This window comes from Pseudomonas sp. RC3H12, from assembly GCF_018596375.1.
In the GTDB taxonomy this organism is placed as follows: Bacteria; Pseudomonadota; Gammaproteobacteria; order Pseudomonadales; family Pseudomonadaceae; genus Aquipseudomonas.
Window position 1 is genome coordinate 3,504,987 of record NZ_CP075595.1, and the last position, 26,740, is coordinate 3,531,726.

The following is a 26,740-nucleotide window of genomic DNA, read 5'->3' on the forward strand; positions in this document are numbered from 1 at the left end:
AGGAGTATCAGCGACGACGACCGTTGTCGCGGTAAAGAAAGGTGCTGTTCCATGGCGCCTCCTCAACGTGGCATCGGCGCATGCAGCCGATAACCCAAGGTGGCGTCGTAGAGGTCGGTGCGGCGGTCACGCGGCAGGTCATTGAGGCTGTTCCAGATAGGCGCCGAGCGGGCGGCGCTGAGGTCGACGTCGGCATAGAGGATGCACTCCTCCTCGGCACCGGCCACCTCGCCGATGGGCCAGCCGTTGGTGCCGGCAATCAGCGAACAACCGAGGAAGCGCCCGCCGCGTTCCCGACCGATGCGATTGGCGGCGGCGATATAGACATTGTTGACGTGGGCTGCGGTTATCGTCAGATACGAGGCCATGCAGCGTCCGGCCTCGTCGAACAGCGGCGGCGGTGTCCAGACCCAGTTGTTCAGGCTGCAGATGATGTCGGCGCCCTGCGCTGCCATGAGCCGTGGCACCTCCGGGAACCAGATGTCCCAGCAGATCAGCAGGCCGATGCGGCCGATGGGCGTTTCAAACACCGGGAAGCCCAGGTCGCCGGGGGTAAACCAGAGCTTTTCCTGGTTCCACAAGTGCGCCTTGCGGTAATGCCCGAGCAGCCCCAGCGGGCCGAACAGCACGGCGCTGTCGAAAAGCTTGAGGCCGTCACGCTCGGCGAAGCCTGCAGCCAGATACACCTGCTGCTCACGGGCGAACTCCGCCCAGGCCTGCAGGCATCGTCCATCCTCCAGCGACTCGGCGTGGGCATAGGCCTCGGCGCGGGAGTTGAAGGTGTAGCCGGTGTTGGCCAGCTCCGGCAGCACGATCAGGTTCGCCCCTTCACGCACGGCTCGGCGGGCCAGGGCCAAACCACGGCTCAGGTTGCCATCACAATGGTCCAGGCCGACCTGCGGGTCGTACTGGATGACGGCAATGCGTACGGGGCTGACGGGGGTGGTGTGTTCCTGCATGGCGGCTTCCTTTTCTGGTTGTTATGGAAGGCCGCCAGTAGAACGGGCATGGCAGGTGGAGCGACAGTCAGCAGGATCCTCTGGAACTGCGGGAGAGTGCGAAAATACGGGGAGGAGCACTCCTACAAAGTTGTTTCAAAGCACCTGTAGAGGCACCTGATAATGCGGATAGTGCTCGAGGTTGAAGCCATCCTTGAAACGTGCGTCGGTGTTGTTGCAGAGGTTGATCACGGTGTCGATGGCGGTGCGCAGACACGGCTCGGTCCAGCCGGCATCGACAGAGAAAGACTCTCCGGCGAGGTAGAGCCCTGAATGGGCACTCAGTTCGCGGTTGTACTTCATCAGGCTTACCGCGTCGTAATAGGCACCCGGCCGGTACAATTTCGCACAGCCAAGTGCATTCCTGTCTGTCATCCATCTTTGTATGCGAGTATTTCCAAGATCGATGTGCGGCGAGATGGGCTCGCCGATGTTGGCGCAACGCAACAGAATCCGATCGAGTTCCGCTACCCATTTTTCCACCAACTCGGCGTCTGAATACGCCGCCAGCTTGGTGGCATCGTCCTCCCAGGTGTAGCTGAGCAGGATGCAATCGCGGCTGTGCTGATCGTTGTAACGGTAGGCATAGACATCGTGCACGAAGCTGTCGGTGACCAGGATCTGCGGCAGATGGGGATGCTGGTCGAGAAAGCTTTTACGCAGCGGCGCATAAACCTTGCAGCTGGTCTCCCAATGGGCGTGCTTCCAGGCCTCGATAATGTCCGGTGGCAGCATGTTCCGGGAGAACCCCTCCAGGCGCATCCCTGTTTCGATCAACCAGGACGGCGTGGTAAGCACCACGCTGTCGAACACCTCACTCATCGGCTGAGCCTTGGCTTCATCACTGTGCCGCCAACGGTAATCGACGCGGATGCGGCCATCGGCCAATTTGTCCAGGCCATGAACAGAGCTGTCCGTCAGCAGGCCATCCTTACGCGTCACGCATTGGCTGTACAAGGATTCGCCCAAGCCAGCAATATCCATGAACAGCAGGGCCTCATCCAACGCGGCGATCCCCAGATAGGCAGGTGCCTGGAAATGCAGGCCTTTGCTGTCGGGCACGGTCTCGATACCCTGATACGGCGCGGCAAGCACTCGCCCCCTTTCATCTACACGCCCATGCACAAGCTGCAGATGGCTGCTGAAACCGAAAATGGCAGTACGCAACGGATAGAGGCAACACACGTCGTAGAAGGCGCCCCAACTGCCATCACCGATACCGATTGCATAGAAGATCGCCGATTCGTCACGGTCCATGCCAACGCCGCCGAAATCGCCTGGGTTGCCAGGGTCCCAAACCTCCTGGCTCGACAGCAATACCAGTTCACGGAACGACAGCCTGTGATATCGCTCGACGATTGCCGACCACATCGCCAGCCAGCCTTCTGTGCCGTAAATGGCGGCCACCTGTTCGGCGAAACGCTCGGCAAAGCGCCGCCACTTGCCATGAATCCTCTGTAGTACCGCGGTAGGTGGTGGAGTGTGACCTTCGGGATTCTTCCAGATCAGCAGCTTCGGATCGCCCTCCCCTTCAAGCTGGCCTTCACGCAGGTAGATACCCGTTGCATTGACCCACTGCGTGCCAGGGTTAGGGAAAGCGGAAAGACGCAGGTCAAACAGGTTGGCGTAGTAAGCCATCAATGAACGGCCTGCCTTGGGCGGCTCGCCGGTTCGGTTGAAGAACGGCATGCGCATGGCGCCCATCTCGAAGGGAGCGGTGCATCCCGGCGGCTTGCCAGCTGGGGTCGACACGGTGAGATGACGTCCCCCGATACGCCGGGCCTGCTCGATCAGGGTGATATGGGTAAAACCACAGCGCAGCAGTTCACGTGCGACGGTAAGGCCGGTGACGCCAGCACCGACAATGCAGATGCGATGTGCAGGACGGGAAGCCTGGGCAATACCGTCCTGTTGTTCGACGAGGCGTCGGTAGTCGAAACACAGGTCAGGCGGGTTCGGGAAGCGTGCGGCCCATGGCAGCACTGGAGAGTGCGGCTCGACGGCCAGGTCGGCGGGATGGTTGTACGTTGAACCAATGGTCATGGTCTCGGGTTCTCAAGGTAGATGAGGAGCCTGAGCATGCCGAGAGCCGGGAGATGGGGAGCGGTAGAGGGGTATCGCGGTGCTGAGTGCGTCGTTGCCAGAACAGACGCAATCGCGGGGCAAGCCCGCTCCCACGCTACCCGTTCCCTCAAGCCCTGTATTAGCTCTGTGGTTGCGGATGGCGTGGGAGCGGGCTTGCCCCGCGATGAGGATGCTACGGTTTAGACCGCCAGCGCGCGCTCACGCAGCTCGCTGTTGAGGATGCGGTCGTTCTCGCTGTAGTCGACCGGGCAGTCGATCACGTGCACGCCAGGGGTCTTGATGCAGTGCTCGAGCAGCGGCAGGAAGGCTTCGGCGCTTTCCACGCGGTGGCCATTGGCACCGTAGGCTTCGGCGTATTTGACGAAGTCCGGGTTGCCGTAGTCCAGGCCGAAATCGGTGAAGCCCATGTTGGCCTGCTTCCAGCGGATCATGCCGTAGCCGTCGTCACGCAGGATCACCACGGTGATGTGCATACCCAGGCGGACGGCCGTTTCCAGCTCCTGGCTGTTCATCATAAAGCCGCCGTCGCCGCAGACCGAGATGACCGGGCGATCCGGGTACACCAGGTGCGAAGCCATGGCCGATGGCAAGCCGGCGCCCATGGTCGCCAGGGCGTTGTCCAGCAGCACGGTGTTGGGCTTGTGCGCCTTGTAGTTGCGGGCGAACCAGATCTTGTAGATACCGTTGTCCAGGGCGACGATGCCTTCAGACGGCAGGGCGCGACGGATGTCGGCAACCATGCGCTGCGGATAGACCGGGAAGCGGTCGTCGTCGGCGCCTTCGGCGATCTGCGCTTCGTTCGCTTCGCGGATGGCCATCAGGCGGGTGAAGTCCCAGTGGCTGGTATCGGTCAGCGCTTCGCTGATCTGCCATACGGCGTTGGCAATGTCGCCGATCACTTCTACTTGCGGGAAGTACACGGCATCGACTTCAGCCGAGCGGAAGCTCACGTGGATCACTTCGGTGCCGCCACGAACCATGAAGAACGGTGGCTTCTCGATCACGTCGTGGCCGATGTTGACAATCAGGTCGGCGGCTTCGACGGCGCGATGAACGAAGTCACCGGAGGACAGCGCGGCGTTACCCAGGAAGCGCGGGTGACGCTCGTCGACCACACCTTTACCCATCTGGGTGGTGATGAACGGGATGCCGGTCTTGTCGATCAGTTGCTTGAGGACCTTGGCGGTCATCTTGCGGTTGGCGCCGGCACCGATCACCAGGATCGGGTTGCGGGCGTTCTGCAGTTTCTGCACGGCGGCTTCGATGGCCACGTGCTCGGCCAGCGGGCGACGGTGCAGGCTGCGCGGGATCGGCAGGGCGTCGGTCTGCTCGGCGGCGATGTCTTCCGGCAATTCCAGGTGCACGGCGCCCGGCTTCTCTTCTTCCGCCAGGCGGAAGGCTTCACGCATGCGCGCAGGAATGTTGTCGGCCGAGGCGAACTGGTGAGTGTACTTGGTGATGGGGTCCATCATGCCGCACACGTCGATGATCTGGAAACGGCCTTGCTTGGACTTCTTGATCGGTTTCTGGCCGGTGATCATCATCATCGGCATGCCGCCCAGGTAGGCGTAGGCGCTGGCGGTCACCAGGTTGGTCGCGCCAGGGCCGAGGGTCGACAGGCTGACGCCGGTCTTGCCGGTCAGGCGGCCGTAGGTCGCGGCCATGAAGCCCGCGGATTGCTCGTGGCGGGTCAGTACCAGCTTGATCTTCGACTTGCGCAGGGACTCGAGCAGGTCGAGGTTTTCCTCACCGGGAATGCCGAACACATACTCGACACCTTCGTTTTCCAGGCATTGCACAACGACATCGGCGGCCTTGGCCATCTTGCTTCTAACCTCAAGTAATAGGACGGTGAAAGTCCAGAAATGCGCAGCACGGTACGCTGGCATCGCTCGGTCCGGGTGCCAGGATTGCCCCGAACCTAAGCCTTGACGCAGGGTAGGTACGGGGAAGTCACTTAATGTGACGGCAATATTGTCGCACCTGTGACGCGGCGATGTGAGGTAGCCGACGAGCAAAGGATTTTTGCGTGATTGTCAGCAAACGGATCCCGTGTAGGAACAGAATACCGTGGGAGCGGGCTTGTCGGAACGCGCAAAAGACAAAACCCCTACCTGCTCGCGCAGATAGGGGTTTTGCGAAATGAATCTTGACGATGACCTACTCTCACATGGGGAAACCCCACACTACCATCGGCGATGCATCGTTTCACTGCTGAGTTCGGGATGGGATCAGGTGGTTCCAATGCTCTATGGTCGTCAAGAAATTCGGTTGCCAGTACGTCCTTGCAGACATGCCAGCCAATTCGGATATGCGATATGTGTGGTTCGTCGCGAACTTTCGGTTCGTTTCGTCTTCACCACCACAATTTGGCCTCAGCGCAAATTGCTTGGGTGTTATATGGTCAAGCCTCACGGGCAATTAGTATTGGTTAGCTCAACGCCTCACAGCGCTTACACACCCAACCTATCAACGTCGTAGTCTTCGACGGCCCTTCAGGGAGCTCAAGGCTCCAGTGAGATCTCATCTTGAGGCAAGTTTCCCGCTTAGATGCTTTCAGCGGTTATCTCTTCCGAACATAGCTACCCGGCAATGCCACTGGCGTGACAACCGGAACACCAGAGGTTCGTCCACTCCGGTCCTCTCGTACTAGGAGCAGCCCCTCTCAAATCTCAAACGTCCACGGCAGATAGGGACCGAACTGTCTCACGACGTTCTAAACCCAGCTCGCGTACCACTTTAAATGGCGAACAGCCATACCCTTGGGACCGGCTTCAGCCCCAGGATGTGATGAGCCGACATCGAGGTGCCAAACACCGCCGTCGATATGAACTCTTGGGCGGTATCAGCCTGTTATCCCCGGAGTACCTTTTATCCGTTGAGCGATGGCCCTTCCATACAGAACCACCGGATCACTAAGACCTACTTTCGTACCTGCTCGACGTGTGTGTCTCGCAGTCAAGCGCGCTTTTGCCTTTATACTCTACGACCGATTTCCGACCGGTCTGAGCGCACCTTCGTACTCCTCCGTTACTCTTTGGGAGGAGACCGCCCCAGTCAAACTACCCACCATACACTGTCCTCGATCCGGATAACGGACCTGAGTTAGAACCTCAAGGTTGCCAGGGTGGTATTTCAAGGATGGCTCCATGAGAACTGGCGTCCCCACTTCAAAGCCTCCCACCTATCCTACACAAGCAAGCTCAAAGTCCAGTGCAAAGCTATAGTAAAGGTTCACGGGGTCTTTCCGTCTAGCCGCGGATACACTGCATCTTCACAGCGATTTCAATTTCACTGAGTCTCGGGTGGAGACAGCGCCGCCATCGTTACGCCATTCGTGCAGGTCGGAACTTACCCGACAAGGAATTTCGCTACCTTAGGACCGTTATAGTTACGGCCGCCGTTTACCGGGGCTTCGATCAAGAGCTTCGCTTGCGCTAACCCCATCAATTAACCTTCCGGCACCGGGCAGGCGTCACACCCTATACGTCCACTTTCGTGTTTGCAGAGTGCTGTGTTTTTAATAAACAGTCGCAGCGGCCTGGTATCTTCGACCGGCGTGGGCTTACGCAGCAAGTGCTTCACCCTCACCGGCGCACCTTCTCCCGAAGTTACGGTGCCATTTTGCCTAGTTCCTTCACCCGAGTTCTCTCAAGCGCCTTGGTATTCTCTACCTAACCACCTGTGTCGGTTTGGGGTACGGTTCCCAGTTATCTGAAGCTTAGGAGCTTTTCTTGGAAGCATGGCATCAACCACTTCGTCGCCTAATGGCAACTCGTCATCAGCTCTCGGCCTTGAGATCCCGGATTTGCCTAAGATCTCAGCCTACCACCTTAAACTTGGACAACCAACGCCAAGCTGGCCTAGCCTTCTCCGTCCCTCCATCGCAATAACTGGAAGTACAGGAATATTAACCTGTTTTCCATCGACTACGCTTTTCAGCCTCGCCTTAGGGACCGACTAACCCTGCGTCGATTAACGTTGCGCAGGAAACCTTGGTCTTTCGGCGTGCGAGTTTTTCACTCGCATTGTCGTTACTCATGTCAGCATTCGCACTTCTGATACCTCCAGCAAGCTTTTCAACTCACCTTCACAGGCTTACAGAACGCTCCTCTACCGCATCACCAAAAGGTGATACCCGTAGCTTCGGTGCATGGTTTGAGCCCCGTTACATCTTCCGCGCAGGCCGACTCGACTAGTGAGCTATTACGCTTTCTTTAAAGGGTGGCTGCTTCTAAGCCAACCTCCTAGCTGTCTAAGCCTTCCCACATCGTTTCCCACTTAACCATGACTTTGGGACCTTAGCTGACGGTCTGGGTTGTTTCCCTTTTCACGACGGACGTTAGCACCCGCCGTGTGTCTCCCATGCTCGGCACTTGTAGGTATTCGGAGTTTGCATCGGTTTGGTAAGTCGGGATGACCCCCTAGCCGAAACAGTGCTCTACCCCCTACAGTGATACATGAGGCGCTACCTAAATAGCTTTCGAGGAGAACCAGCTATCTCCGAGCTTGATTAGCCTTTCACTCCGATCCACAGGTCATCCGCTAACTTTTCAACGGTAGTCGGTTCGGTCCTCCAGTCAGTGTTACCTAACCTTCAACCTGCCCATGGATAGATCGCCCGGTTTCGGGTCTATACCCAGCGACTAAAGCGCCCTATTAAGACTCGCTTTCGCTACGCCTCCCCTATTCGGTTAAGCTCGCCACTGAATATAAGTCGCTGACCCATTATACAAAAGGTACGCAGTCACCTAACAAGTAGGCTCCCACTGCTTGTACGCATACGGTTTCAGGTTCTATTTCACTCCCCTCTCCGGGGTTCTTTTCGCCTTTCCCTCACGGTACTGGTTCACTATCGGTCAGTCAGTAGTATTTAGCCTTGGAGGATGGTCCCCCCATGTTCAGACAAAGTTTCTCGTGCTCCGTCCTACTCGATTTCACTGGCAAGAGATTTTCGTGTACGGGGCTATCACCCACTATGGCCGCACTTTCCAGAGCGTTCCACTAATCTCAAACCAGCTTAAGGGCTGGTCCCCGTTCGCTCGCCACTACTAAGGGAATCTCGGTTGATTTCTTTTCCTCAGGGTACTTAGATGTTTCAGTTCCCCTGGTTCGCCTCTTGCACCTATGTATTCAGTACAAGATAACCAGCTTGTGCTGGCTGGGTTCCCCCATTCAGAGATCTCTGGATCACAGTCTGTTTGCCGACTCCCCAAAGCTTATCGCAGGCTACCACGTCTTTCATCGCCTCTGACTGCCAAGGCATCCACCGTATGCGCTTCTTCACTTGACCATATAACCCCAAGCAATCTGGTTATACTGTGAAGACGACATTCGCCGAAAATTCGCACGTCGCTCTTTCGAGCAGAACTCACAAATTTTACCTTAGCCTGAATAACCAGCAGTGAAACTGGCATTCAGTCTATTTCTATCACATATCCGAATTTTTAAAGAACGATCTGACAAAAGCCAGAAATCAACATTCGAAGCGAATGCTCATTTCTGAGTTTGATCAAGGTACTGCAAGAGTGGTGGAGCCAAGCGGGATCGAACCGCTGACCTCCTGCGTGCAAGGCAGGCGCTCTCCCAGCTGAGCTATGGCCCCGCATATTGGTAGGTCTGGGCAGATTTGAACTGCCGACCTCACCCTTATCAGGGGTGCGCTCTAACCAACTGAGCTACAGACCTATATAGGGTCTTGATCGTCTTTACATCATGAATCAAGCAATTCGTGTGGGAGCTCATCAGCAGGCTGATGTCTTCGATTAAGGAGGTGATCCAGCCGCAGGTTCCCCTACGGCTACCTTGTTACGACTTCACCCCAGTCATGAATCACACCGTGGTAACCGTCCTCCCGAAGGTTAGACTAGCTACTTCTGGTGCAACCCACTCCCATGGTGTGACGGGCGGTGTGTACAAGGCCCGGGAACGTATTCACCGCAACATTCTGATTTGCGATTACTAGCGATTCCGACTTCACGCAGTCGAGTTGCAGACTGCGATCCGGACTACGATCGGTTTTGTGAGATTAGCTCCACCTCGCGGCTTGGCAACCCTCTGTACCGACCATTGTAGCACGTGTGTAGCCCAGGCCGTAAGGGCCATGATGACTTGACGTCATCCCCACCTTCCTCCGGTTTGTCACCGGCAGTCTCCTTAGAGTGCCCACCATAACGTGCTGGTAACTAAGGACAAGGGTTGCGCTCGTTACGGGACTTAACCCAACATCTCACGACACGAGCTGACGACAGCCATGCAGCACCTGTGTCAGAGTTCCCGAAGGCACCAATCCATCTCTGGAAAGTTCTCTGCATGTCAAGGCCTGGTAAGGTTCTTCGCGTTGCTTCGAATTAAACCACATGCTCCACCGCTTGTGCGGGCCCCCGTCAATTCATTTGAGTTTTAACCTTGCGGCCGTACTCCCCAGGCGGTCAACTTAATGCGTTAGCTGCGCCACTAAAATCTCAAGGATTCCAACGGCTAGTTGACATCGTTTACGGCGTGGACTACCAGGGTATCTAATCCTGTTTGCTCCCCACGCTTTCGCACCTCAGTGTCAGTATCAGTCCAGGTGGTCGCCTTCGCCACTGGTGTTCCTTCCTATATCTACGCATTTCACCGCTACACAGGAAATTCCACCACCCTCTACCATACTCTAGCTCGCCAGTTTTGGATGCAGTTCCCAGGTTGAGCCCGGGGCTTTCACATCCAACTTAACGAACCACCTACGCGCGCTTTACGCCCAGTAATTCCGATTAACGCTTGCACCCTCTGTATTACCGCGGCTGCTGGCACAGAGTTAGCCGGTGCTTATTCTGTCGGTAACGTCAAAACAGCAAGATATTAGCTTACTGCCCTTCCTCCCAACTTAAAGTGCTTTACAATCCGAAGACCTTCTTCACACACGCGGCATGGCTGGATCAGGCTTTCGCCCATTGTCCAATATTCCCCACTGCTGCCTCCCGTAGGAGTCTGGACCGTGTCTCAGTTCCAGTGTGACTGATCATCCTCTCAGACCAGTTACGGATCGTCGCCTAGGTGAGCCATTACCTCACCTACTAGCTAATCCGACCTAGGCTCATCTGATAGCGCAAGGCCCGAAGGTCCCCTGCTTTCTCCCGTAGGACGTATGCGGTATTAGCGTTCCTTTCGAAACGTTGTCCCCCACTACCAGGCAGATTCCTAGGCATTACTCACCCGTCCGCCGCTGAATCAAGGAGCAAGCTCCCGTCATCCGCTCGACTTGCATGTGTTAGGCCTGCCGCCAGCGTTCAATCTGAGCCATGATCAAACTCTTCAGTTCAATACTGCTTGGGTTTTTAAGAAACCCTAAACTTGGCTCAGCAATCTCAAATGACTATGTGATTTCTCGCATGGCCACTTGTGATGCTGATAATCTTGGCGACTATCAGTCCGTACTCACAAGCACCCACACGAATTGCTTGATTCAATTTGTCAAAGAGCGTTTGGCTAAGATCTTTTCGTCTCAACCGAGGCGCGCATTCTACGCTTTCCTCATTTCGTGTCAAGCGTTTATTTTGAAGTTTTTCAGAAGTCGCTTTTTGCAAAACACCTTCTACCTCAACAACTTACCGCTTGCCTCGTGGCGTTCAACGCTGCGAGGAGGCGAATAATACGCGGTTTGATTTCAGAGTCAACACCTTGATCTGAAAAAACTTTCGATCACCATCCAGCGGCACGTCGGCAACTATTCGCCACGCTTGCCGCTCTGTAGAGAAACACGCAAGCGGAGCGGCTTTGCCATGAGCGATGCACAGAATGAGAAGACCCCGGGGCTGTCGGCGGACGAAGAGCAGGAAGTCAGCCACAACCAGCCGCCGCGGGCGGCAGTGTTGCACGAGATCATCCGCTACCAGGGTGACCAGGAACTGGAACGCACCCTCGCCGCCTTGTGGTGGTCGGCACTGGCGGCAGGCCTGACCATGGGCCTGTCATTGATGGCCATGGGGCTGTTCTATGCCCGCCTGCCGGAAGGCGACAGCGCCCAGGTGATCGCCAGCCTGGGCTACAGCGCGGGGTTCCTGGCAGTGATCCTGGCCCGCCAGCAACTGTTCACCGAGAACACCCTGACCGCTGTGCTACCGGTGATGACCGCGCCCACCCTGAGCAACCTCGGCCGGCTGTTGCGCCTGTGGAGCGTCGTGCTGCTCGGCAACCTGGCCGGCACGCTGCTGGTGGCCTGGGTGATGCTCGAACTGCCAATCTTCGACAGCAAGACCGACATCGCCTTCCTTGAGGTGGGCCGCAAGGTGATGACCAACGACATCAGCCAGATGTTCGCCAAAGGCATCGTCTCCGGTTGGATGATAGCCACCATGGTCTGGATGATCCCCTCCATGGAGCACGCCAAGATCTGGATCATCCTGGTGATCACCTACCTGATGGCCCTGGGTGACTTCACCCACATTGTCGTGGGCTCGGTGGAAGTGTCATACCTGGTCTGGGCCGGCGATGAAACCTGGCAGGCGTTCTGGCTGGACTTCGCACTACCCACCCTGGCGGGCAACATCATCGGCGGCAGCTTCATCTTTGCCCTGATCAGCCACGCCCAGGTTCGCAGCGACAGCGGCAAGCCCCCCTCGCAATTGCTCAAGGATGAAAAGCCGAAAAAGGACTAGCGCGCCGCAACCGCCCGCTCGGCTCCCCTGCCCCGCTGCGGCAATGGCCGTGGCCGCCACCAGTTCTGCCCGGGGTGTGGCGAGTCGAGGCTGACCCGCTCGCCCATCTGCGGCGTGCTCAACTGCACCTGGGCGGCGTTGGTCAGGGCCAGGATACGCTCGAAGGGCTCCTGCCAACCGTGGATGGACAGGTCGAAGGTGCCGTTATGAATCGGCAACAACCAGCGGCCTTGCAAGTCCAGATGCGCCTGCAGGGTCTGCTCCGGCTGCATGTGCACATTGGGCCAGGCAACGTTATAGGCGCCAGTCTCCATCAGGGTCAGGTCGAACGGCCCATACTGCTCGCCGATTTCACGGAAACCGTCGAAATAGCCAGTATCGCCGCTGAAGAATAGCCGCAGCCCTTCGTCGATCATCACCCAGGACGCCCAGAGCCTGCGGTTGCTGTCGAACAGCCCGCGCCCGGAAAAGTGCTGGGCAGGCGTGGCGATGAAGCGCACGCCTTCGACTTCGGTTTCCTGCCACCAGTCCAGTTGCCGCACCTTGGCCGGCGGCACGCCCCACTCGACGAGCAGGTCCCCCACGCCCAACGGCGCGAGGAAATGCTCGGTGCGCGGTGCCAGCTGGCGGATGGCCTGCTCATCCAGATGGTCGAAATGGTCGTGGGAGAGAATCACCGCGGTCAGAGGCGGCAGGTCGCTCAGCGCCAGCGGCGGCGCATGGAAGCGCAACGGCCCGGCCCACTGCACCGGCGAGGCGCGCTCGGCGAACACCGGGTCGGTAATGAAGAAGCGCCCGCGCAACTTGAGCAGCACAGTGGAATGGCCGAGGCGCCACAAGCTGTGATCCGGTGCGTCAGCCACCTGCTGGCGCGTCATCGGCTGCAGGCTGAGCGCTGCGTCTGGCCGGGTCTGTGGTGGCTTGCGCAGCAGCAGGTACTTGACGCCGATGCGCAACTTCTTGAGCACGCCGTCCTTGGGCAGTTCGACCTGGTTGTGAAAGCGCCCGTCCCGATACGGAGCCGGCTCGCCGGCGGGGGTAGCCATGGAGACCATGAGCAACAGCACTCCGCAAAAGAGGAAAGCCTTCATATTACTCCACAGGGTCGGATCAACCGTGAAATGGCTTGTAAGGTCATTTTTCGCCGCTGAACGATTGTTCAACAATATTCACATTACTTATGCGATAAACGGCGCTCCACAGAAGAACGACAACCATGATCGACAATCGCAGCGGCAAGGGGCTCTCTTTCGTCAGGCGCATCTACCTGCCGCGCATCATCGGCCTGGGAATCGGCCTGTTCAGCGTGATGGCTGCCATCGCCCCGCTGACCCCACCGCCCTGGGCCTGGGCCCTGCTGCTGTTCAATGGCCTGGCCTGGCCACACGTGGCCTACCAGTGGGCCCTGCGCTCGGCCTCCCCGTACCAGGCCGAGCAGCGCAACATCCTGCTGGATTCGCTGATGGGCGGTTTCTGGACCGCAGCTATCCACTTCAACCCGCTACCCAGCGTCACCATCCTGTCGATGATGACCATGAACAACGTCGCCGCCGGTGGCAAACGCGTGCTGCTGCGCGGCCTGTTGGCGCAGCTGTGCGGCATGCTCTTGGCCACCACGCTGCTCGGCACCGGCCTGCAGGCACAGGCCACGCAGTTGCAGGTCCTCGCCTGCCTGCCGATGCTGACCCTCTACCCCCTGGCCCTGGGCTGGGTGTGCTACCAGTTGGCGATCAAGCTGGCCGAACACAAGCGCCGCCTCAGCGCCCTGAGCCGTACCGACAGCCTCACCGGACTGCTCAACCATGGCTCGTGGAAAGACCTGCTGCTGCTCAAGTTCCAGATCTGCCAGCAGCAGCGGCTGCCAGCGGTCATCGCGCTGATCGACATCGACCACTTCAAGAGCATCAATGATACCTACGGCCATGTGGTCGGCGACTGCGTGTTGCGCCAGCTCAGCCAGGAGCTCAAGCGCACCCTGCGCGAGGACGATCTGGCCGGGCGCTATGGCGGCGACGAATTCTGCGTGATCCTCCCCGGCACCCACGAAGCCCAGGCCTGCCAGGCCATGGAGCGCCTGCGCGAACGCGTGTCCGCCTACCGCAACCCGCACTTGCCGGGCTTGCGCATCAGCCTGAGCATCGGCCTGGCGGACTTTCGACCCGACCTCGCCTCGCCCGAGCATTGGCTGGAACAGGCCGACAAGGCCCTGTATGCCGCCAAGCGCCAGGGTCGCGACCAGGTCAATTTCGCTCGCGGCGAGGCCGCCACGCTCAGGCTGGCCTATCCTGACTGAACCTTCGCCCAGGCCTCGGGCGCAAGACAGCAGTTGAAGGAGTCGCCCGTACATGGACAGGAACGTCGACCTTTCACCCTCCAGCCCCACCTCACGCCTGCAGGTGCGCCGCCTAGTCGGCGGTTTCTGCGCGCTGTTCGGGCTCGCTTGCGTGTTCACCCTGGTGGCGCTGTTCAACATCGCCGCCACGCTGGACCGCCAGGCGCTGGAGCAAAGCACCTTCCAGGCCTCCCAGGCGCTGGAACAGCGGCTGGTGGCCTCGCGCCAGTTTCTCTCCAGCTACGCCGTCTGGGACGCCGCCTACGAACATCTGGTGGGCAAGGTCGACTGGCAGTGGGCGTATGACCAGAAGAACGTCGGTGAGTCGCTGTACAGCGCCAGCGGCTACGAAGGCGTGTTCGTGGTCGAGGATGGCCGCACCACCTACGCCCTGTTCAAGGGCAAACCCACCGATTCGCCGGCTAGCGCCCATATCGACAGCCCCCTGGCGGCAATCATCGACGCGGCGCGCAAGGCGGCCCCGGCCCGCGAGCAGGTAACCCACTTCGTACGCTTCAACGGCTGGCCCGCAGTGCTCAGCGCCGCGGCAGTACGCCCGGACAAGGAAGTGACCGAAGCAGATGTAAAACAGGCACCGGTGATGGTGTTCGTCGACCAACTGACCGAAGCCAAGCTCGCAGTGCTGGGCAAAGGCGCGGGTTTGACCGGCATGCGCCTGGAGAAAAACGCTGTTGCCCAGGCCGGGCAACCGCATATCGCCCTCGGCGAAACCGGTTATCACCTGGTCTGGAACACACCGTTGCCGGGCCGCCAACTGCTTCATGCCTTCCTGCCGCCGCTGCTGGCAGTACTGCTGGTACTTGGCCTGGTGTTGCTCTACCTGTTCCGCCACGCCCTGCGCAGTTCCCGGGCAATAGATGAAAGCCTGCTGCGATTGCAGCAGAGCAACCGCGCCCTGGAAGCCAGCGAGCAGCGCTTTCGCGCAGTGGCCGAAGCCGCCTCCGACTGGATTTGGGAAACCGACCGCCATCACCGCCTGACCTACCTGTCGCAGCGTTTCGTCAGCGTCACCGGCTACCGCATCGAGGACTGGCTCGGCCAGCCGCTCAACCAGTTGCTGGCCTGCGACACCACGCCCCTGCTGCCGTGGCTCGACAGCCAGGCCGACGACAACCCGCAGCAACTGGCCAACCTGCGCTGCAACTACGATGACGCCAACGGCCAGAACCGCTACTGCCGCGTCTCGGCGCGCTCGATCGTCTACGAGGGCAAGCTCGCCGGCTTTCGCGGCACCGCCAGCGACATCACCGACGAGGTCGCCGCCCATGCCCGCATCCAGCACTTGTCGATGCACGATGCCCTGACGGGCCTCGCCAACCGCAACAAACTGTCGCGCCACCTCGAGCAGGCGTTGTTGCGCGGCAGCGATTCACCACCGTTGACCCTGCTGCTGCTGGACCTGGACAGTTTCAAGCCCATCAACGATTCCCTCGGCCATCCGGCCGGCGACGCAGTACTGCAGGAGGTGGCCGGCCGTCTACGCGACACCACCCGCGACAATGACCTGGTCGCTCGCCTGGGCGGCGACGAGTTCGTCCTGGTCTTGCACGGCCTGGACAACCGCAGTGAAATCGACCGTTTCTGCGCGCGCCTGCTCGACCTACTGCAACAACCCATCGGTTTCGAGGAACACCAGTTGCACATCGGCGCCAGCATCGGCATCGCCCAGACCCGGGCCCAGGGTTACGATGCCGGCGAACTGATCCGCTGCGCCGACATCGCCCTGTACCAGGCCAAGGCCGACGGCAAGAACACCTGGCGCTACTTCTCGCTGGAGATGAACCAGCAGATCCAGTACCGTCGCCAACTGGAAAACGACCTGCGCCGGGCGATCAAGCAGCACGAGTTCGTGCTGCACTACCAGCCACGCTACCGCCTGGACGATCTGCGCATCGTTTCGGTGGAAGCCCTTTTGCGCTGGGAGCATCCCCAGGAAGGGCTGATCGGGCCCGACACTTTCATTCCCTTGGCCGAACAGAGCGACCTGATCGTCCCGCTGGGTCGCTGGGTGCTCGAAGAAGCCTGCCGCAATGCCCGTGACTGGCCCGAAGAACTGCTGGTCTCGGTCAACCTGTCGCCCGCGCAGTTCTCCCGCAGCGATGTGGTCGCCGATGTGCGCCAGGTGTTGCTGGACACCGGCTTCCCGGCCCAGCGCCTGGAGCTGGAAATCACCGAGAACGTGATGCTCAACGATATCGAAGGCGCCCTGGGCACCATGCTCGCACTCAAGGAACTGGGCGTGCGCCTGAACATGGACGACTTCGGCACCGGCTACTCGTCACTGGGCTACCTGCGCACCTACCCCTTCGACAGCATCAAGATCGACAAGCGCTTCATCGCCGGGTTGAGCAGCCAGAGCGGCAACGACCGGGCCGTGGTCCAGGCGATCATCAACCTGGGCAAGGCCATGGGGCTGACGGTGACCGCCGAGGGCGTGGAGACCGAGCAGCAATTGAAGGCGCTGGACAAGGAGCAGTGCCATGAGGTGCAGGGCTACTACCTGAGCAAGCCCGTGGACCGGGCAGGGTTCGAGGCGCTGCTGGCGAACCGCGAAGTTCGCCAGGATGCGTCCTGAATGCACTGCCCTGGCGTCAACGCAGGTTACGCTCGGCGACGATTTCGGGCAGGTCGGTACGGTTGAGGTAGATGCGCAATGGCTCGCCGATGTTCAACCGATCGTCCACATGCTGCTCCAGCAGCAACGCCAGGCGCTCCCGGCTCAATGCCATGCGCGCATCGGCCTCGGGCCGCCAGACGAACTCGCTGCAGGGGGTGATGCTGTCGTCGGCCACGTCCATGCCGAACGCGTCCTCTGAAAACCGCACGATATGGGTGCCACGTTTGCCGTGAAAGCCGACGAAGCCCTTGAGCTGGTCGGCGGCGATGCAGATGTCCTGGGATGTGATGGCCATGGCGTAACCTCGCAAAGAATTCGGAAGTGACGCACGCAGAGGGGGCGGTCGCCTCTGGCGGGCAACGCGCAAGTGCCAGCCTAACCCAAGTGCCAGACCGTTCGCCAAGGTTTTTCACCCCTCGCGCCAAGGCCCGCTAGACTGGATTTTCGAGCCCCTTCGTCGTTATCGGATCTGCCCCTCATGACCCAGGCCGTCACCGCCGACATCGCCATCATTGGTCGCATCAACGCAGTGCCGGCCATCCTCCAGGTCATCTGCGAGACCACTGGCCTGCGCTTTGCCGCCGTGGCCCGGGTGACCGAGAGCAGCTGGACGGCCTGCGCGGTGCTCGACACCCTGGGATTCGGCCTCGAGGTAGGCGGCGAACTCGAGGTCGCCACCACGCTGTGCCACGAAATCCGCAGCACACGCCAGACCATCGTGATCGACAAGGCCAGCGAGGACGAGCAGTACTGCCGTCACCACGCCCCGCGCCAGTACCGCTTCGAAAGCTATATTTCGGTTCCGGTGCTACGTACCGACGGCAGCTTCTTCGGTACCATCTGCGCCCTGGACGCCAAGCCAACGCCGCTCAAGGGCACGGCGATCCAGCCAATGATGGAATCGTTCGCCCGCCTGCTGGCCATCCAGATCGAAAGCGAGGAAAACGCCCAGCGCACCGAGCTCGCCCTGCACAAAGAGCGGGCCATGGCCGAGGTGCGCGAGCAGTTCATTGCCGTGCTCGGCCACGACCTGCGCAACCCGCTGTTCGCCATCACCGCCGGTGCCGAACTGCTCAGCCAGCGCCTGACGCACGACAAGCAACGGGCCATTGCCCAGCATATCCTCACCTGCGGCCAGCGAGCCACCGAGCTGGTGCGCGACATGCTGGATTTCGCCCGTGGCCGCCTTGGTGCCGGGATCCCCTTGAACCTGCAACCCTGCCACGATCTGCCGGACGCCCTCGGCCATGTGGCCTCCGAGCTGCAGCGTGTCCACCCGCAGCGGCGCATCATCCTAGACATTGGCCAGGTCGGCGGCCTGCTGTGTGACCGCGAGCGAATCATGCAACTGTTGTCCAACCTGATCGCCAATGCCCTCCTTCATGGCGACCCACAAGGCCCGGTGACCGTGCGCGCCAGCCTCAGCGACAGTACGTTCGACCTGAGCGTGCACAACCAGGGCACGCCGATCGCTCCGCAAACCCTGCCCTTGCTGTTCGAACCTTTCAGCCGGCCGATCTCTGGCGCGCCCCAGCCCGGCCTGGGCCTGGGGCTGTACATTGCCAAGCAGATCGCCCTCGCCCACGGCGGCCGCATGGAGGTGACCTCCAGTGCCGAGGGCGGCACCCTGTTCAGTTTTCGCCTGCCGAAGGATCGACCTGGGACTCCAGGAGCACCGCCAGCCAGTTCATGAACGCCTGGACCCGGCGCGGCACATGGCGCTGCCGCGCATACAACAGCGACACCGGCATGGCCCGCGCCTGCCAGGGCTCGAGCAGCGACACCAGTTCACCCGCGCGCAGGTGTTCATCGACACCTACCGCCGGCACCTGGATCAGGCCTAGCCCAGCCAGGCAGGCGGCGGAATAGGCCTCGGCGTTGTTCACCGTGACCACGCCGGCCATGGCCTGGAAGCGCAGTTCGCCGCCCTGCTCGTATTCAAACCCGGCACTGCGCGCGCCGAGGTTGCGCACGTAGTGGACCAGCCGGTGGCTATCCAGGTCCTCCAGGCGGCGCGGCACACCGTGGCGTTCGAGATAGGCGGGGCTGGCGCAATTGCGCATGCTCAGGCGCCCGACCGGGCGCGCCACCACGTCAAGGTCGCTGAGCGCGCCGATGCGCATCACGCAATCGAAGCCTTCGCGCAACAGGTCGACCTGGCGGTCGGTGCAACTGATCTCTACATCCAGGCGCGGGAAACGCTCGAGAAAACGCGGCAGCGCCGGCACGATGACCCGCCGCGCCATCATGGTCGGCAGGTCGATGCGCAGGCGCCCGGCCAGCTCGGCGTCGTCGGCGCTGAACAGGCTCTCGATCTCGTCCATGCCCGACAACAGGTCCTTGCTGCGCTCGTACAGCAAGGCGCCGTCCTGGGTCGTGCGCACCCGGCGCGTGGTGCGGTTGAGCAGGCGGGTGCCGAGCAGGTTTTCCAGCGCCCGCACCTGTTCGGAAACGGTCGAGCGCGGCAGGCCCAGGCTTTCGCCGGCCAGGGTGAAACTGCTCAGCTCGCTGACCCTGACAAAGGTACGCAGCAGCTCCAACTTGTTCATACGGCCCCTGATTGTCCAATTGGCGCGAACAGTATTTCCGGATCTCCTGGATTTAACAGCACCTGTCCGACCAATAACCTGTCAGCCACAGCCACCCATCAAAGGTAACCGACATGACTCGCAAGATCGCACTGATCACCGGCGCCAGCCGCGGCCTGGGCAGGAACACCGCCGAACACCTGGCCGCCCGTGGCATCGACATCATCGGCACCTACCATAGCAAGGCCGACGAAGCCCGCGCCGTGGCGGCCACGCTGGAGCAGGCCGGCGGGCGCGCCGCCATGTTGCAATTGGATGTCAGCGACAGCGCCAGCTTCGCAGGCTTCGCCGAACGCCTGGGCGACACCCTCGAACAGCAGTTCGGGCGCCGTCAGCTGGACTTCCTGGTGAACAACGCCGGCATCGGCCTGAACGTGCCATTCAGCGAGACCAGCGAGGCGCAGTTCGACCAGTTGCTGAACATCCAGCTCAAAGGCCCGTTCTTCCTTACCCAGCGCCTTCTGCCGCTGCTGGCCGATGGCGGGCGCATCGTCAACATCTCCACCGGCCTGACCCGCTTCGCCCTGCCCGGCTATGCCGCCTATGCGGCCATGAAGGGCGCCATGGAAGTACTGACCCGCTACCAGGCCAAGGAGCTGGGCGCGCGCGGCATCCGTGTGAACATTCTCGCGCCGGGCGCCATCGAGACCGATTTCGGCGGGGGCGTGGTGCGTGACAACCAGCAGGTCAATGACTACATGGCCGGCAACACCGCGCTGGGCCGGGTCGGCCTGCCCGACGATATCGGCGCGGCCATCGCCTTGTTGCTGGAAGATGGCAATGGCTGGATCAACGGGCAGCGGCTGGAGGTGTCGGGGGGCATGTTCCTCTGAGGAGCACGCTACGCAATGCGCTCAAGCTCGGTTCAAGGCCTGGTGCAGCGCAGCGACGGCAGGAAGTGACAAAGCCTCATGGGTGATGCACAGGCCGACCCGGCGCCGCAGTGCCAGGCCGCTGCCGGGCCGCCAGTAGACCCCGGGACAGCGCTCGGCCAGGGACTGCGGCAACCATGCCGCGCCCAGCCCGGCGGCGACCATGGCCAGCGCCAGTTGTAGCGAACCGGCCTGGCCAACCTGCTCGCCTTCGCCGTACAACCCCATCAGGCGCTGGTGCGAAGGATGCTGCGGGCAGGTGATCCAGCGCCCGTCCGGCTGGCTGCCGGTCGCCATTACCAGCACGAAGGCCTCCTCCCACAACGGCAGGAACAGTTCGTCCTCGCAGCGCTGGGCCTCGTCGGCCAGCCGCGCATCCCCGTCGCACCCCGCCAGCAAGGTCAATTGCAGGCCCGCAACCGCCTGGCTGGCCAGGCGCACGCAAGCCTCGACCTGGGCCGGCGCGATGTCCGCCTCGATGCCCAGGGCCAAAGGCACCCGCTCCTGCCCCTGGCGAAAGCGCAGGCGCAGCGCGTCGGCCTCGGCCACCATGCGGCAGGCCTGGGGATACAGCTCACGCGCCTGCTCGCTGACTTCGACCCCACGGGCCTGACGCAGGAACAGCTCGGCGCCAAGGTCGTCCTCCAGCTGGCGGATGGTCACCGACAAGGTCGGTTGCGCCACGCACAGGCGCTGGGCGGCTACCGTGATGTTGCGCGCTTCAAAGACCGCGATAAATGCCTTGAGGTGACGGATATCCATAGATAGAACCGATGCCAGCCAGAGAAATAAGCCGTTTTTCATGGCCGAAAGGGCTATCTAGAATCCTGGCCATCGAAAGCGATTATGCCTGGGAGGCAACCATGAACAAACCCCTGATCATCATCACCGGCGCCAGCTCCGGCATAGGCGCCGCCACCGCCCAACGCTTTTCCGCCGCGGGCCATCCGCTGTTGCTGATCGCCCGCCGCCTGGATCGCCTGGAGGCGCTGGCGTTGCCCGATTGCCTGTGCCGCGCCGTGGACATCCGCGACCGCGCAGCACTGGTCGCCGCCGTGGCCGAGGCCGAAGCCGTGTACGGGCCCGCCGATGCCTTGGTGAACAATGCCGGGGTGATGCTGCTGGGGCAAATGCACGAACAGGACCCGGAACAATGGGAGCGCATGTTCGACATCAACGTCAAAGGCCTGCTCAACGGCGTGCACGCGTTGGTCGGCGGGATGGTCGAGCGGCGCCATGGCACCCTGATCAACGTCAGCTCGGTGGCCGGACGCAAGACCTTCCCCAACCATGTGGCCTACGTAGGCAGCAAGTTCGCCGTGCACGGATTGTCGGAGAACCTGCGCGAGGAGCTGGCGCCACACAATGTGCGAGTGGTGACCATCGCGCCGGGCGCAGTGGAGACCGAGCTGCTCGGGCATACCACCGACGCGGGCATCAAGCGCGACTACGAGGCCTGGAAGGCCAATGACATGGGCGGCGTGGTGCTGTCGGCGGAAGATGTTGCCGGGGCAATCGTCTGGGCCTACCAGCAGCCGCAGCAGGTATGCATTCGCGAGATCGTGCTGGCAGCGACCGCCCAGCAGCCTTGAGGCTGAGTATCGGGGGCGCCATGCGCCCCTTTCGCCGGCCAGGCGGCTCCCACACCGACCGCGCCGGCCTCAAGTCATGTGCAATCCCAGTGGGAGCTGGCCTGCCCCCTCAAGGCGCTTCATGCACCTGCACGCTGGCCGTCATGCCGGCGCTCAGGGTCACGCCCTCGGGCACCTGGTCCAGGCGGATGCGCACGGGTATGCGCTGCGCCAGCCGCACCCAGTTGAACGTCGGCTCCACCTCTGGCAGCAACTGCCCATCCGGCGTCGAGTTGCGGTCGGTGATCCCCCGGCTGATGCTTTCTACCTGCCCTTGCATCGCGTCGCCGGCGCCCATGAGCCAGACCTTGACCGGGTCGCCGACGCGAATCCGCGGCAGCTTGGTTTCTTCGAAATACGCCTGGATATAGAAAGTGGCATCGTCCACCAGCGCCATCACCGACTGCCCGGTGTTGACGAAATTGCCCTCGGCCAGGCGCAGATTGGTGATATGCCCGCCCCGCGGGGCGCGTACTTCGCTGCGGGCCAGGTTGATCTTCGCCACTTGCAACTGAGCCTCGGCCTCGTGCAGTTCGCCACGGGCGACAGCGGCGTTGATCTGGGCGTTTTCGCGCAGCTCGGCGCTGATTGCCTCCGGCCCCAGCGCGGTGCGCCGGGCGGCCTCGCGCTCACGCAGGCGCAACTGCTGGGTACGCGTCTCGACCACGGCGGTGGCCTGGTCGTAGGCGGCCTGGAAGCGTTCGCGGTCGATGCTCATCAGCAGGTCGCCGGCCTTCACCTGCTGGTTGTCATGCACCTTCAACGCGCTGACCCAGCCCGACACGTCGGGGGCGATCACCACCACATCGGCACGTACCCGGGCATCCCGGGTCCAGGGCGTGAGCATGTAGTACTGCCACAGTTGATAGCCGGCAAAAACAGCGAGGATCACCACACACAGGGTGACCAAGGTACGTACGACTGTACGCATGGACTTACTCCTTACAAAGGGCCTGACAGGCGCACCACCCCATACAGCACACAGACGAACAGCGCCGCGTCGAACAACGCCTCGTGCCAGATCCAGCGCCCCAGGGGGGTGGCCTGCACAACGAAGCGCAACAGCCCGGTGAGCACCAGCGCCAGCAACACATAGATCAGAAACGGGCTGAGCAGCACGCCGCCCAGTGCCCACTCACGCAACCCCATGGGCTTCCTCCTGCCAGCGGCACCACTTGCCCCAGCTCTTGCGCAATTGCAGCACCGCGCCGATGGCCAGGCGCAGCGGGTCACTGGGCGGCTGGCGGCGCAGGGCCTCGATGAACTGTTCACTGGCGGCGTCAAGGCGCTGGCCCCGCCCCGGCGCCGGGCCGCTGGCGAGTACCGCCTGCAACTGCTGCAGGTACTGGCGCTCGGCATTGCCCAGCGGTGCCTTGGCCACGGCCAGGCACATGCGCAGGTGCACCAGTTCGTCACCGATATCCAGGCCGTGCAGGCCGTCGTCCCAGCGCTTGCGCTCGGCTTCGGGCAGCTCGCTGGCATGCCGCGCCAGTTGCATCAGGCGGTCGGCCATGCGCCCACCGAACCAGCTGTCGGCGCCGCGCAGGTCGCGCCGGGTCAGGCGCACCAGGTCGCCTTGCGTGGCCGCGCGCAGGCGCCGGCCAAGCCAGGCCGGGTGGCGCAGCACCAGCAAGCGGAACGCCATTACCGCTGCGCCCACGCCCAGCAGCATAGCCTGGGCGCTGTTGAGCATGGTCGCCACATCGAAATGCATGGCATTGAGCGGCGCGACCAGGACGATGAAGTGCAGGCAATAGGACGTGGCGGTCGCCCCGGTACGCGGGTGGGCCATGCCCAGGGCGCCGAAGAACAGCGGCACGCCCATACCCAGGCAGAGCATGGCGAAGCTGCTCCATTGCGGCAGCAGGATCTGCCCCACCAGAAACGCCACCGGGATGGCCAGGAGAATACCGCGCAGGAAACTCAGGCCGATCTGCGCGCCATTCTCGCGGCTGGCGAACAGGCTGCAGACCACACAGGTGAGTACCAGGCCGCCTGGCGCCGATGGCCAGGCCGTGGCCAGCCAGAAACTGCTCATGGCCAGGAAGGCCAGGGCGCTGCGCGAACCGAACAACAGGGCAAGGGACAGGTCGCGATGGGTTGCCAGGCTCTGCGTCGACTGCCTTGGCGCCCGCCCCTGCTCGACGTCGTCGAGGGCCTGGGCGCAAGCCATCGTGTAGTCCAGCAGCAAGCTCAGGCGCGCCAGGCAGTAATGCTCGGCGGGGCTGATCCGCTCGTCGTGGGCGGCGTCCCAGACACGCTGGCGCAACACCAGCAAGCTGGGCTGCTCGGGGCTGGCCAGGTGAGCGCGCACCTCGTCCAGCCATGGCGCCAGATGCCTGGCTTCACCCTCATCAAGCTGGCGCCACTGCCTGCGCACCGAGCGTGAGATGCGCAAAAGCACCATCAGTGTCTGGCTCAGGCCGCTGATTGCCCGGGCGCGTTGGCGGCCGCGGCTGCCTTCGAACCAGGCGTGTTCGCGCTGGGCATCGATGGCGACGATGCGCCCGAGGCTGTCGAGCAGGCCGCCGCGGGCCTCGTCTTCGCCGCCAAGCATGGCGTTGGCCGCCTGCAGGCCGTTCTGCCAGGCCTGGCGTGCTTGGTCGGCCAGTTGCTGCTCCACGCGCATGGGCCAGAGCAGCGCGCTGGTGACGGTGGCGCAAACGATGCCCAGGCAGATCTCGGTGCAGCGCGCCACCGCCTGGTCGAATACCTGCAGCGGGTGGTCGATCGCCGGCAGGGCGATGATCGCCACGGTGTAGCCGGCCAGCACGAACGCGTAGGCCCAGGCGCTGCGCAGTTGGGTCGAGGCAGCGGTACACAGGGCCAGCCACAAGGCCAGGGTCAGCAGGAACAGCCACGGGGTCTGGGCGAACAGGCCGATGAACACCACCGACATGCAGGTGCCGACCAGGGTGCCGGCCAACCGCGCCAGGCCCTTCTGCACCACCATCCCCGAAAGCGGCTGGGCGACGATGAAGGCGGTCATCAGCGCCCACGCCGGTTGCTCCAGGCCCCAGCGCATCGCCAGCCACAACGCCAGGCCGCCACCAAGCAAGGTCTTGATGGCGAACTTGAGGGCAAGGCTGCTGGGGGCAAACAGGGCCTGGAAGGTGATGGGCACGAAACGGACCTTGGGCGCGCTGGGGTAATAGGAAGAAAGATAGACAACGGGAGGGAGGATAAAGCGCAAACGAGTAATTAGCTAGCTAATCATCTAAGCAGTCAGTTTTTCGCAGGCAAAAAAATGGGCGACCGAAGTCGCCCTAAATGCCTTGCGTGCTCGTGTATCGGGAAGGATCAGCGCTGGTTGCGCTTTTTCGAGTCCTTCCAGATGAAAATGCCCAGACCGGCGAAGAAGGCCAACATCAACCCGACTGTTACCACCCCGGCGATAACCACGTTGTCGAAGAACATGTCGGCTCCTCCCTTGATGTGCCGTCATCCGATGGGTGCAAGGTAACCAATGCGAGGAGGAGGAAAATTGACCGGAGTCAATGGCGCCCGGAGCCGGGCGCGGAAGGCGGGTGCAGGGTTGACCTGCATCAAGTTTCAGCGCTTCTTCGGTTTGCCCTTGGGCTTTTTCTTCTTGGCCTGGGTCAGCGGCATGGCCTGCTCGAAGGCCTGGCGCATGTCGTCCAGACGCTTGTCATTGAGGTCGTGAATGCGTTTGGCGCGTTCGGCGCCGAAATCGATCAGGTTGTCTTGGCTCATGGTGGGCTCGACGGACAGCAGAGGCCCCAATAATGAAGGCTTGCCAGGGCGCTGACTAGTCAGACTTCGATATCCACCAGCAACCCCTGGCGCGTGCGCTCGCCCATCGGCGCCACCGGCACGGTGTTGTCGGCATTGAGCTCCTCACCCGGCACCGCCTCGTACCGATCGCCTTCAGCCTGCTTGCGCCTTTTTTGCTGGCGGCGTTGCTCGTCACGCAGCAGCAAGGCCTGCTCTTCGGGATCACGATGATTCTTCAGGTCGATGGTGCCATCGCTGGATGTCGGCTGGGTGGGCACCACCGGTGGAATGGTCGGCGGTGGTTTGACCGGGTCGTGTTGCGAGGTCACGGGGGCGGCACTGAGCGGGATGATCGGCGGCAGCATGGGAGGTCTCCTGTAGCCTTGTTGTCGGCTGGTGGCGCGCCGCCTTGAATGCCTGCGGTCGAAGGTGTGCGGCGTGTCACAACGCCGCATCGGGCTGGAGTATAGCGCGGGCCTACTCGGCGTCTTCGTCCGGGTCGTCGGGTGAAGGGCTCGACTCGCTCCATGGCCGCTTGTAGACCTGCTGCCAGACCGCATCCATATGTGCGCGCACACCTGGCGGTGCGTTCTTCAACGAGGCGCTGTCTTCGCGCTCGCCGCCGAACGGGTCTTCACCGGGCGGGCTGATCAGCGACTGGCCGGTGATGGTGTAGATCGCCTGGCCTTCACGCATTTCGATGGCGATGTCGTGGGGGTCGATACCGCCACCGCAGAAGGCATGGTTGGCCACTGTCACTTCAGCGACACCGTCCTTGTTCAGGTCGCCGACATCACTGACATCGGTATAGAAGTCGACGTCGAGATCGAGGCCGGCACAGGTGGTCTCCTGCTCGATCTGCCAGCGCGCCTTGAAGGCATCGCCGTCGGCAGCGCGGCCATACAGGGTGGCCTTGAGCACCACCTTGTCGACTTCCTCCTCGGTATCAGGGTCGGTGGCCTGGCCGTCGACCCGACTCAGCACCAGCAGGCCCTCGCCCTCGCGGTCATGGAAATGCACGCTCTTGATCGGCGTCTGCACGCCGAGCACTTCCAGTTGCTCGACCGGGATCGGCGGCAGGATCTCGAAACTTTTCTGTTCACAGGCGGCCAGCAGCGCCAGGCTGCCCAGGCCCAAGGTGACGTTCAACCAGCGGTGCTTGGCAAACATGTTGGCGCATGGCCCTCGTGACGGGTGTTCGTCGATGAACACGCTAGACTCA

20 protein-coding genes, 2 tRNA genes and 3 rRNA genes are annotated in these 26,740 nt (G+C 61.8%); 6 read left to right on the forward strand and 19 right to left on the reverse strand.

The window, feature by feature from the left end; all coding sequences use genetic code 11:
* Positions 1-62: 62 nt before the first annotated feature.
* The 8 genes from KHO27_RS15935 to KHO27_RS15970 form a co-directional block, all read right to left on the reverse strand.
* Positions 63-959 (reverse strand): nitrilase family protein, encoded by an 897-nt coding sequence (locus tag KHO27_RS15935; RefSeq protein WP_102685195.1) that lies wholly within the window; start codon positions 957-959, stop codon positions 63-65.
* Positions 960-1,094: 135 nt separating this feature from the next.
* Positions 1,095-3,041: a flavin monoamine oxidase family protein gene (locus tag KHO27_RS15940; protein WP_214500473.1), complete on the reverse strand. Its 1,947-nt coding sequence runs from the start codon at positions 3,039-3,041 to the stop codon at positions 1,095-1,097.
* A 221-nt stretch (positions 3,042-3,262) separates the two neighbouring features.
* Entirely contained in the window at positions 3,263-4,906 is a 1,644-nt protein-coding gene (locus KHO27_RS15945; protein ID WP_102685196.1) for an acetolactate synthase large subunit, read from the reverse strand.
* 324 nt (positions 4,907-5,230) lie between these two features.
* Positions 5,231-5,346 (reverse strand): 5S ribosomal RNA (gene rrf, locus KHO27_RS15950).
* Between the two features lie 137 nt (positions 5,347-5,483).
* Positions 5,484-8,376: ribosomal RNA gene (locus KHO27_RS15955) — 23S ribosomal RNA — on the reverse strand.
* Positions 8,377-8,612: 236 nt separating this feature from the next.
* Positions 8,613-8,688: transfer RNA gene (locus tag KHO27_RS15960), tRNA-Ala, on the reverse strand.
* A 6-nt stretch (positions 8,689-8,694) separates the two neighbouring features.
* A tRNA-Ile gene (locus tag KHO27_RS15965) sits at positions 8,695-8,771 on the reverse strand.
* A 78-nt stretch (positions 8,772-8,849) separates the two neighbouring features.
* Positions 8,850-10,386: ribosomal RNA gene (locus KHO27_RS15970) — 16S ribosomal RNA — on the reverse strand.
* Together the 16S, 23S and 5S rRNA genes with 2 tRNA genes alongside form the textbook arrangement of a ribosomal RNA operon.
* A 460-nt stretch (positions 10,387-10,846) precedes the next feature.
* On the opposite strand from KHO27_RS15970, the gene KHO27_RS15975 reads away from it, so the two are divergent.
* A complete protein-coding gene (locus KHO27_RS15975) occupies positions 10,847-11,722 on the forward strand; it encodes a formate/nitrite transporter family protein (RefSeq protein ID WP_102684702.1) in 876 nt (291 codons plus the stop codon).
* Here the strand turns inward: KHO27_RS15975 and KHO27_RS15980 are convergent.
* Positions 11,719-12,813, reverse strand: coding sequence for an MBL fold metallo-hydrolase (locus KHO27_RS15980; RefSeq protein WP_110704420.1), 1,095 nt, complete (start codon positions 12,811-12,813; stop codon positions 11,719-11,721). The two genes, KHO27_RS15975 and KHO27_RS15980, sit on opposite strands and share 4 nt — an antisense overlap.
* A 125-nt stretch (positions 12,814-12,938) precedes the next feature.
* Between KHO27_RS15980 and KHO27_RS15985 the strand changes: the two genes are divergently transcribed.
* Complete coding sequence (locus KHO27_RS15985) at positions 12,939-14,015, forward strand: diguanylate cyclase (RefSeq protein WP_178082062.1); 1,077 nt, start codon at positions 12,939-12,941, stop codon at positions 14,013-14,015.
* Between the two features lie 52 nt (positions 14,016-14,067).
* The gene (locus tag KHO27_RS15990) at positions 14,068-16,650 is read left to right on the forward strand and encodes a bifunctional diguanylate cyclase/phosphodiesterase (RefSeq protein ID WP_214500474.1); all 2,583 of its coding nucleotides are present in this window, start codon (positions 14,068-14,070) and stop codon (positions 16,648-16,650) included.
* 16 nt (positions 16,651-16,666) lie between these two features.
* On the opposite strand, the gene KHO27_RS15995 is transcribed toward KHO27_RS15990, so the two are convergent.
* Complete coding sequence (locus KHO27_RS15995) at positions 16,667-16,987, reverse strand: DUF2025 family protein (protein ID WP_110704414.1); 321 nt, start codon at positions 16,985-16,987, stop codon at positions 16,667-16,669.
* Between the two features lie 183 nt (positions 16,988-17,170).
* Between KHO27_RS15995 and KHO27_RS16000 the strand changes: the two genes are divergently transcribed.
* Positions 17,171-18,385, forward strand: coding sequence for a GAF domain-containing sensor histidine kinase (locus KHO27_RS16000; protein WP_214500475.1), 1,215 nt, complete (start codon positions 17,171-17,173; stop codon positions 18,383-18,385).
* Here KHO27_RS16000 and KHO27_RS16005 read toward each other — a convergent pair.
* Positions 18,324-19,241, reverse strand: a complete 918-nt coding sequence (locus KHO27_RS16005; RefSeq protein ID WP_110704410.1) for a LysR family transcriptional regulator — start codon at positions 19,239-19,241, stop codon at positions 18,324-18,326. The genes KHO27_RS16000 and KHO27_RS16005 overlap by 62 nt on opposite strands.
* A 113-nt stretch (positions 19,242-19,354) precedes the next feature.
* Here KHO27_RS16005 and KHO27_RS16010 point away from each other — a divergent pair, with 113 nt between their 5' ends.
* Positions 19,355-20,113 carry an SDR family NAD(P)-dependent oxidoreductase gene (locus tag KHO27_RS16010; protein ID WP_214500476.1) on the forward strand — a complete coding sequence of 253 codons (759 nt, stop codon included), beginning with the start codon at positions 19,355-19,357 and terminating at the stop codon, positions 20,111-20,113.
* 21 nt (positions 20,114-20,134) lie between these two features.
* Here KHO27_RS16010 and KHO27_RS16015 read toward each other — a convergent pair whose 3' ends face one another.
* Complete coding sequence (locus tag KHO27_RS16015; RefSeq protein ID WP_102684694.1) at positions 20,135-20,914, reverse strand: LysR family transcriptional regulator; 780 nt, start codon at positions 20,912-20,914, stop codon at positions 20,135-20,137.
* Between the two features lie 101 nt (positions 20,915-21,015).
* Here KHO27_RS16015 and KHO27_RS16020 point away from each other — a divergent pair, with 101 nt between their 5' ends.
* A complete protein-coding gene (locus KHO27_RS16020) occupies positions 21,016-21,744 on the forward strand; it encodes an SDR family oxidoreductase (RefSeq protein ID WP_110704406.1) in 729 nt (242 codons plus the stop codon).
* 109 nt (positions 21,745-21,853) lie between these two features.
* On the opposite strand, the gene KHO27_RS16025 is transcribed toward KHO27_RS16020, so the two are convergent.
* From KHO27_RS16025 to KHO27_RS16050, 7 genes are all read right to left on the reverse strand, one after another.
* Positions 21,854-22,714, reverse strand: coding sequence for an efflux RND transporter periplasmic adaptor subunit (locus KHO27_RS16025; RefSeq protein ID WP_110704404.1), 861 nt, complete (start codon positions 22,712-22,714; stop codon positions 21,854-21,856).
* 11 nt (positions 22,715-22,725) lie between these two features.
* Entirely contained in the window at positions 22,726-22,932 is a 207-nt protein-coding gene (locus tag KHO27_RS16030; protein WP_046854496.1) for a DUF1656 domain-containing protein, read from the reverse strand.
* The gene (locus KHO27_RS16035; RefSeq protein ID WP_214500477.1) at positions 22,919-24,907 is read right to left on the reverse strand and encodes an FUSC family protein; all 1,989 of its coding nucleotides are present in this window, start codon (positions 24,905-24,907) and stop codon (positions 22,919-22,921) included. Before KHO27_RS16035 ends, KHO27_RS16030 begins: the two co-directional genes overlap by 14 nt.
* 176 nt (positions 24,908-25,083) lie before the next feature.
* The gene (ccoM, locus tag KHO27_RS26360) at positions 25,084-25,200 is read right to left on the reverse strand and encodes a cytochrome c oxidase subunit CcoM (RefSeq protein WP_023629476.1); all 117 of its coding nucleotides are present in this window, start codon (positions 25,198-25,200) and stop codon (positions 25,084-25,086) included.
* A 135-nt stretch (positions 25,201-25,335) separates the two neighbouring features.
* Positions 25,336-25,497: a hypothetical protein gene (locus tag KHO27_RS16040; protein WP_172670873.1), complete on the reverse strand. Its 162-nt coding sequence runs from the start codon at positions 25,495-25,497 to the stop codon at positions 25,336-25,338.
* Between the two features lie 59 nt (positions 25,498-25,556).
* Entirely contained in the window at positions 25,557-25,883 is a 327-nt protein-coding gene (locus tag KHO27_RS16045) for an aspartate-semialdehyde dehydrogenase (protein WP_110704400.1), read from the reverse strand.
* Between the two features lie 112 nt (positions 25,884-25,995).
* Positions 25,996-26,688, reverse strand: a complete 693-nt coding sequence (locus KHO27_RS16050; RefSeq protein ID WP_110704398.1) for a M949_RS01915 family surface polysaccharide biosynthesis protein — start codon at positions 26,686-26,688, stop codon at positions 25,996-25,998.
* Positions 26,689-26,740 lie beyond the last annotated feature (52 nt).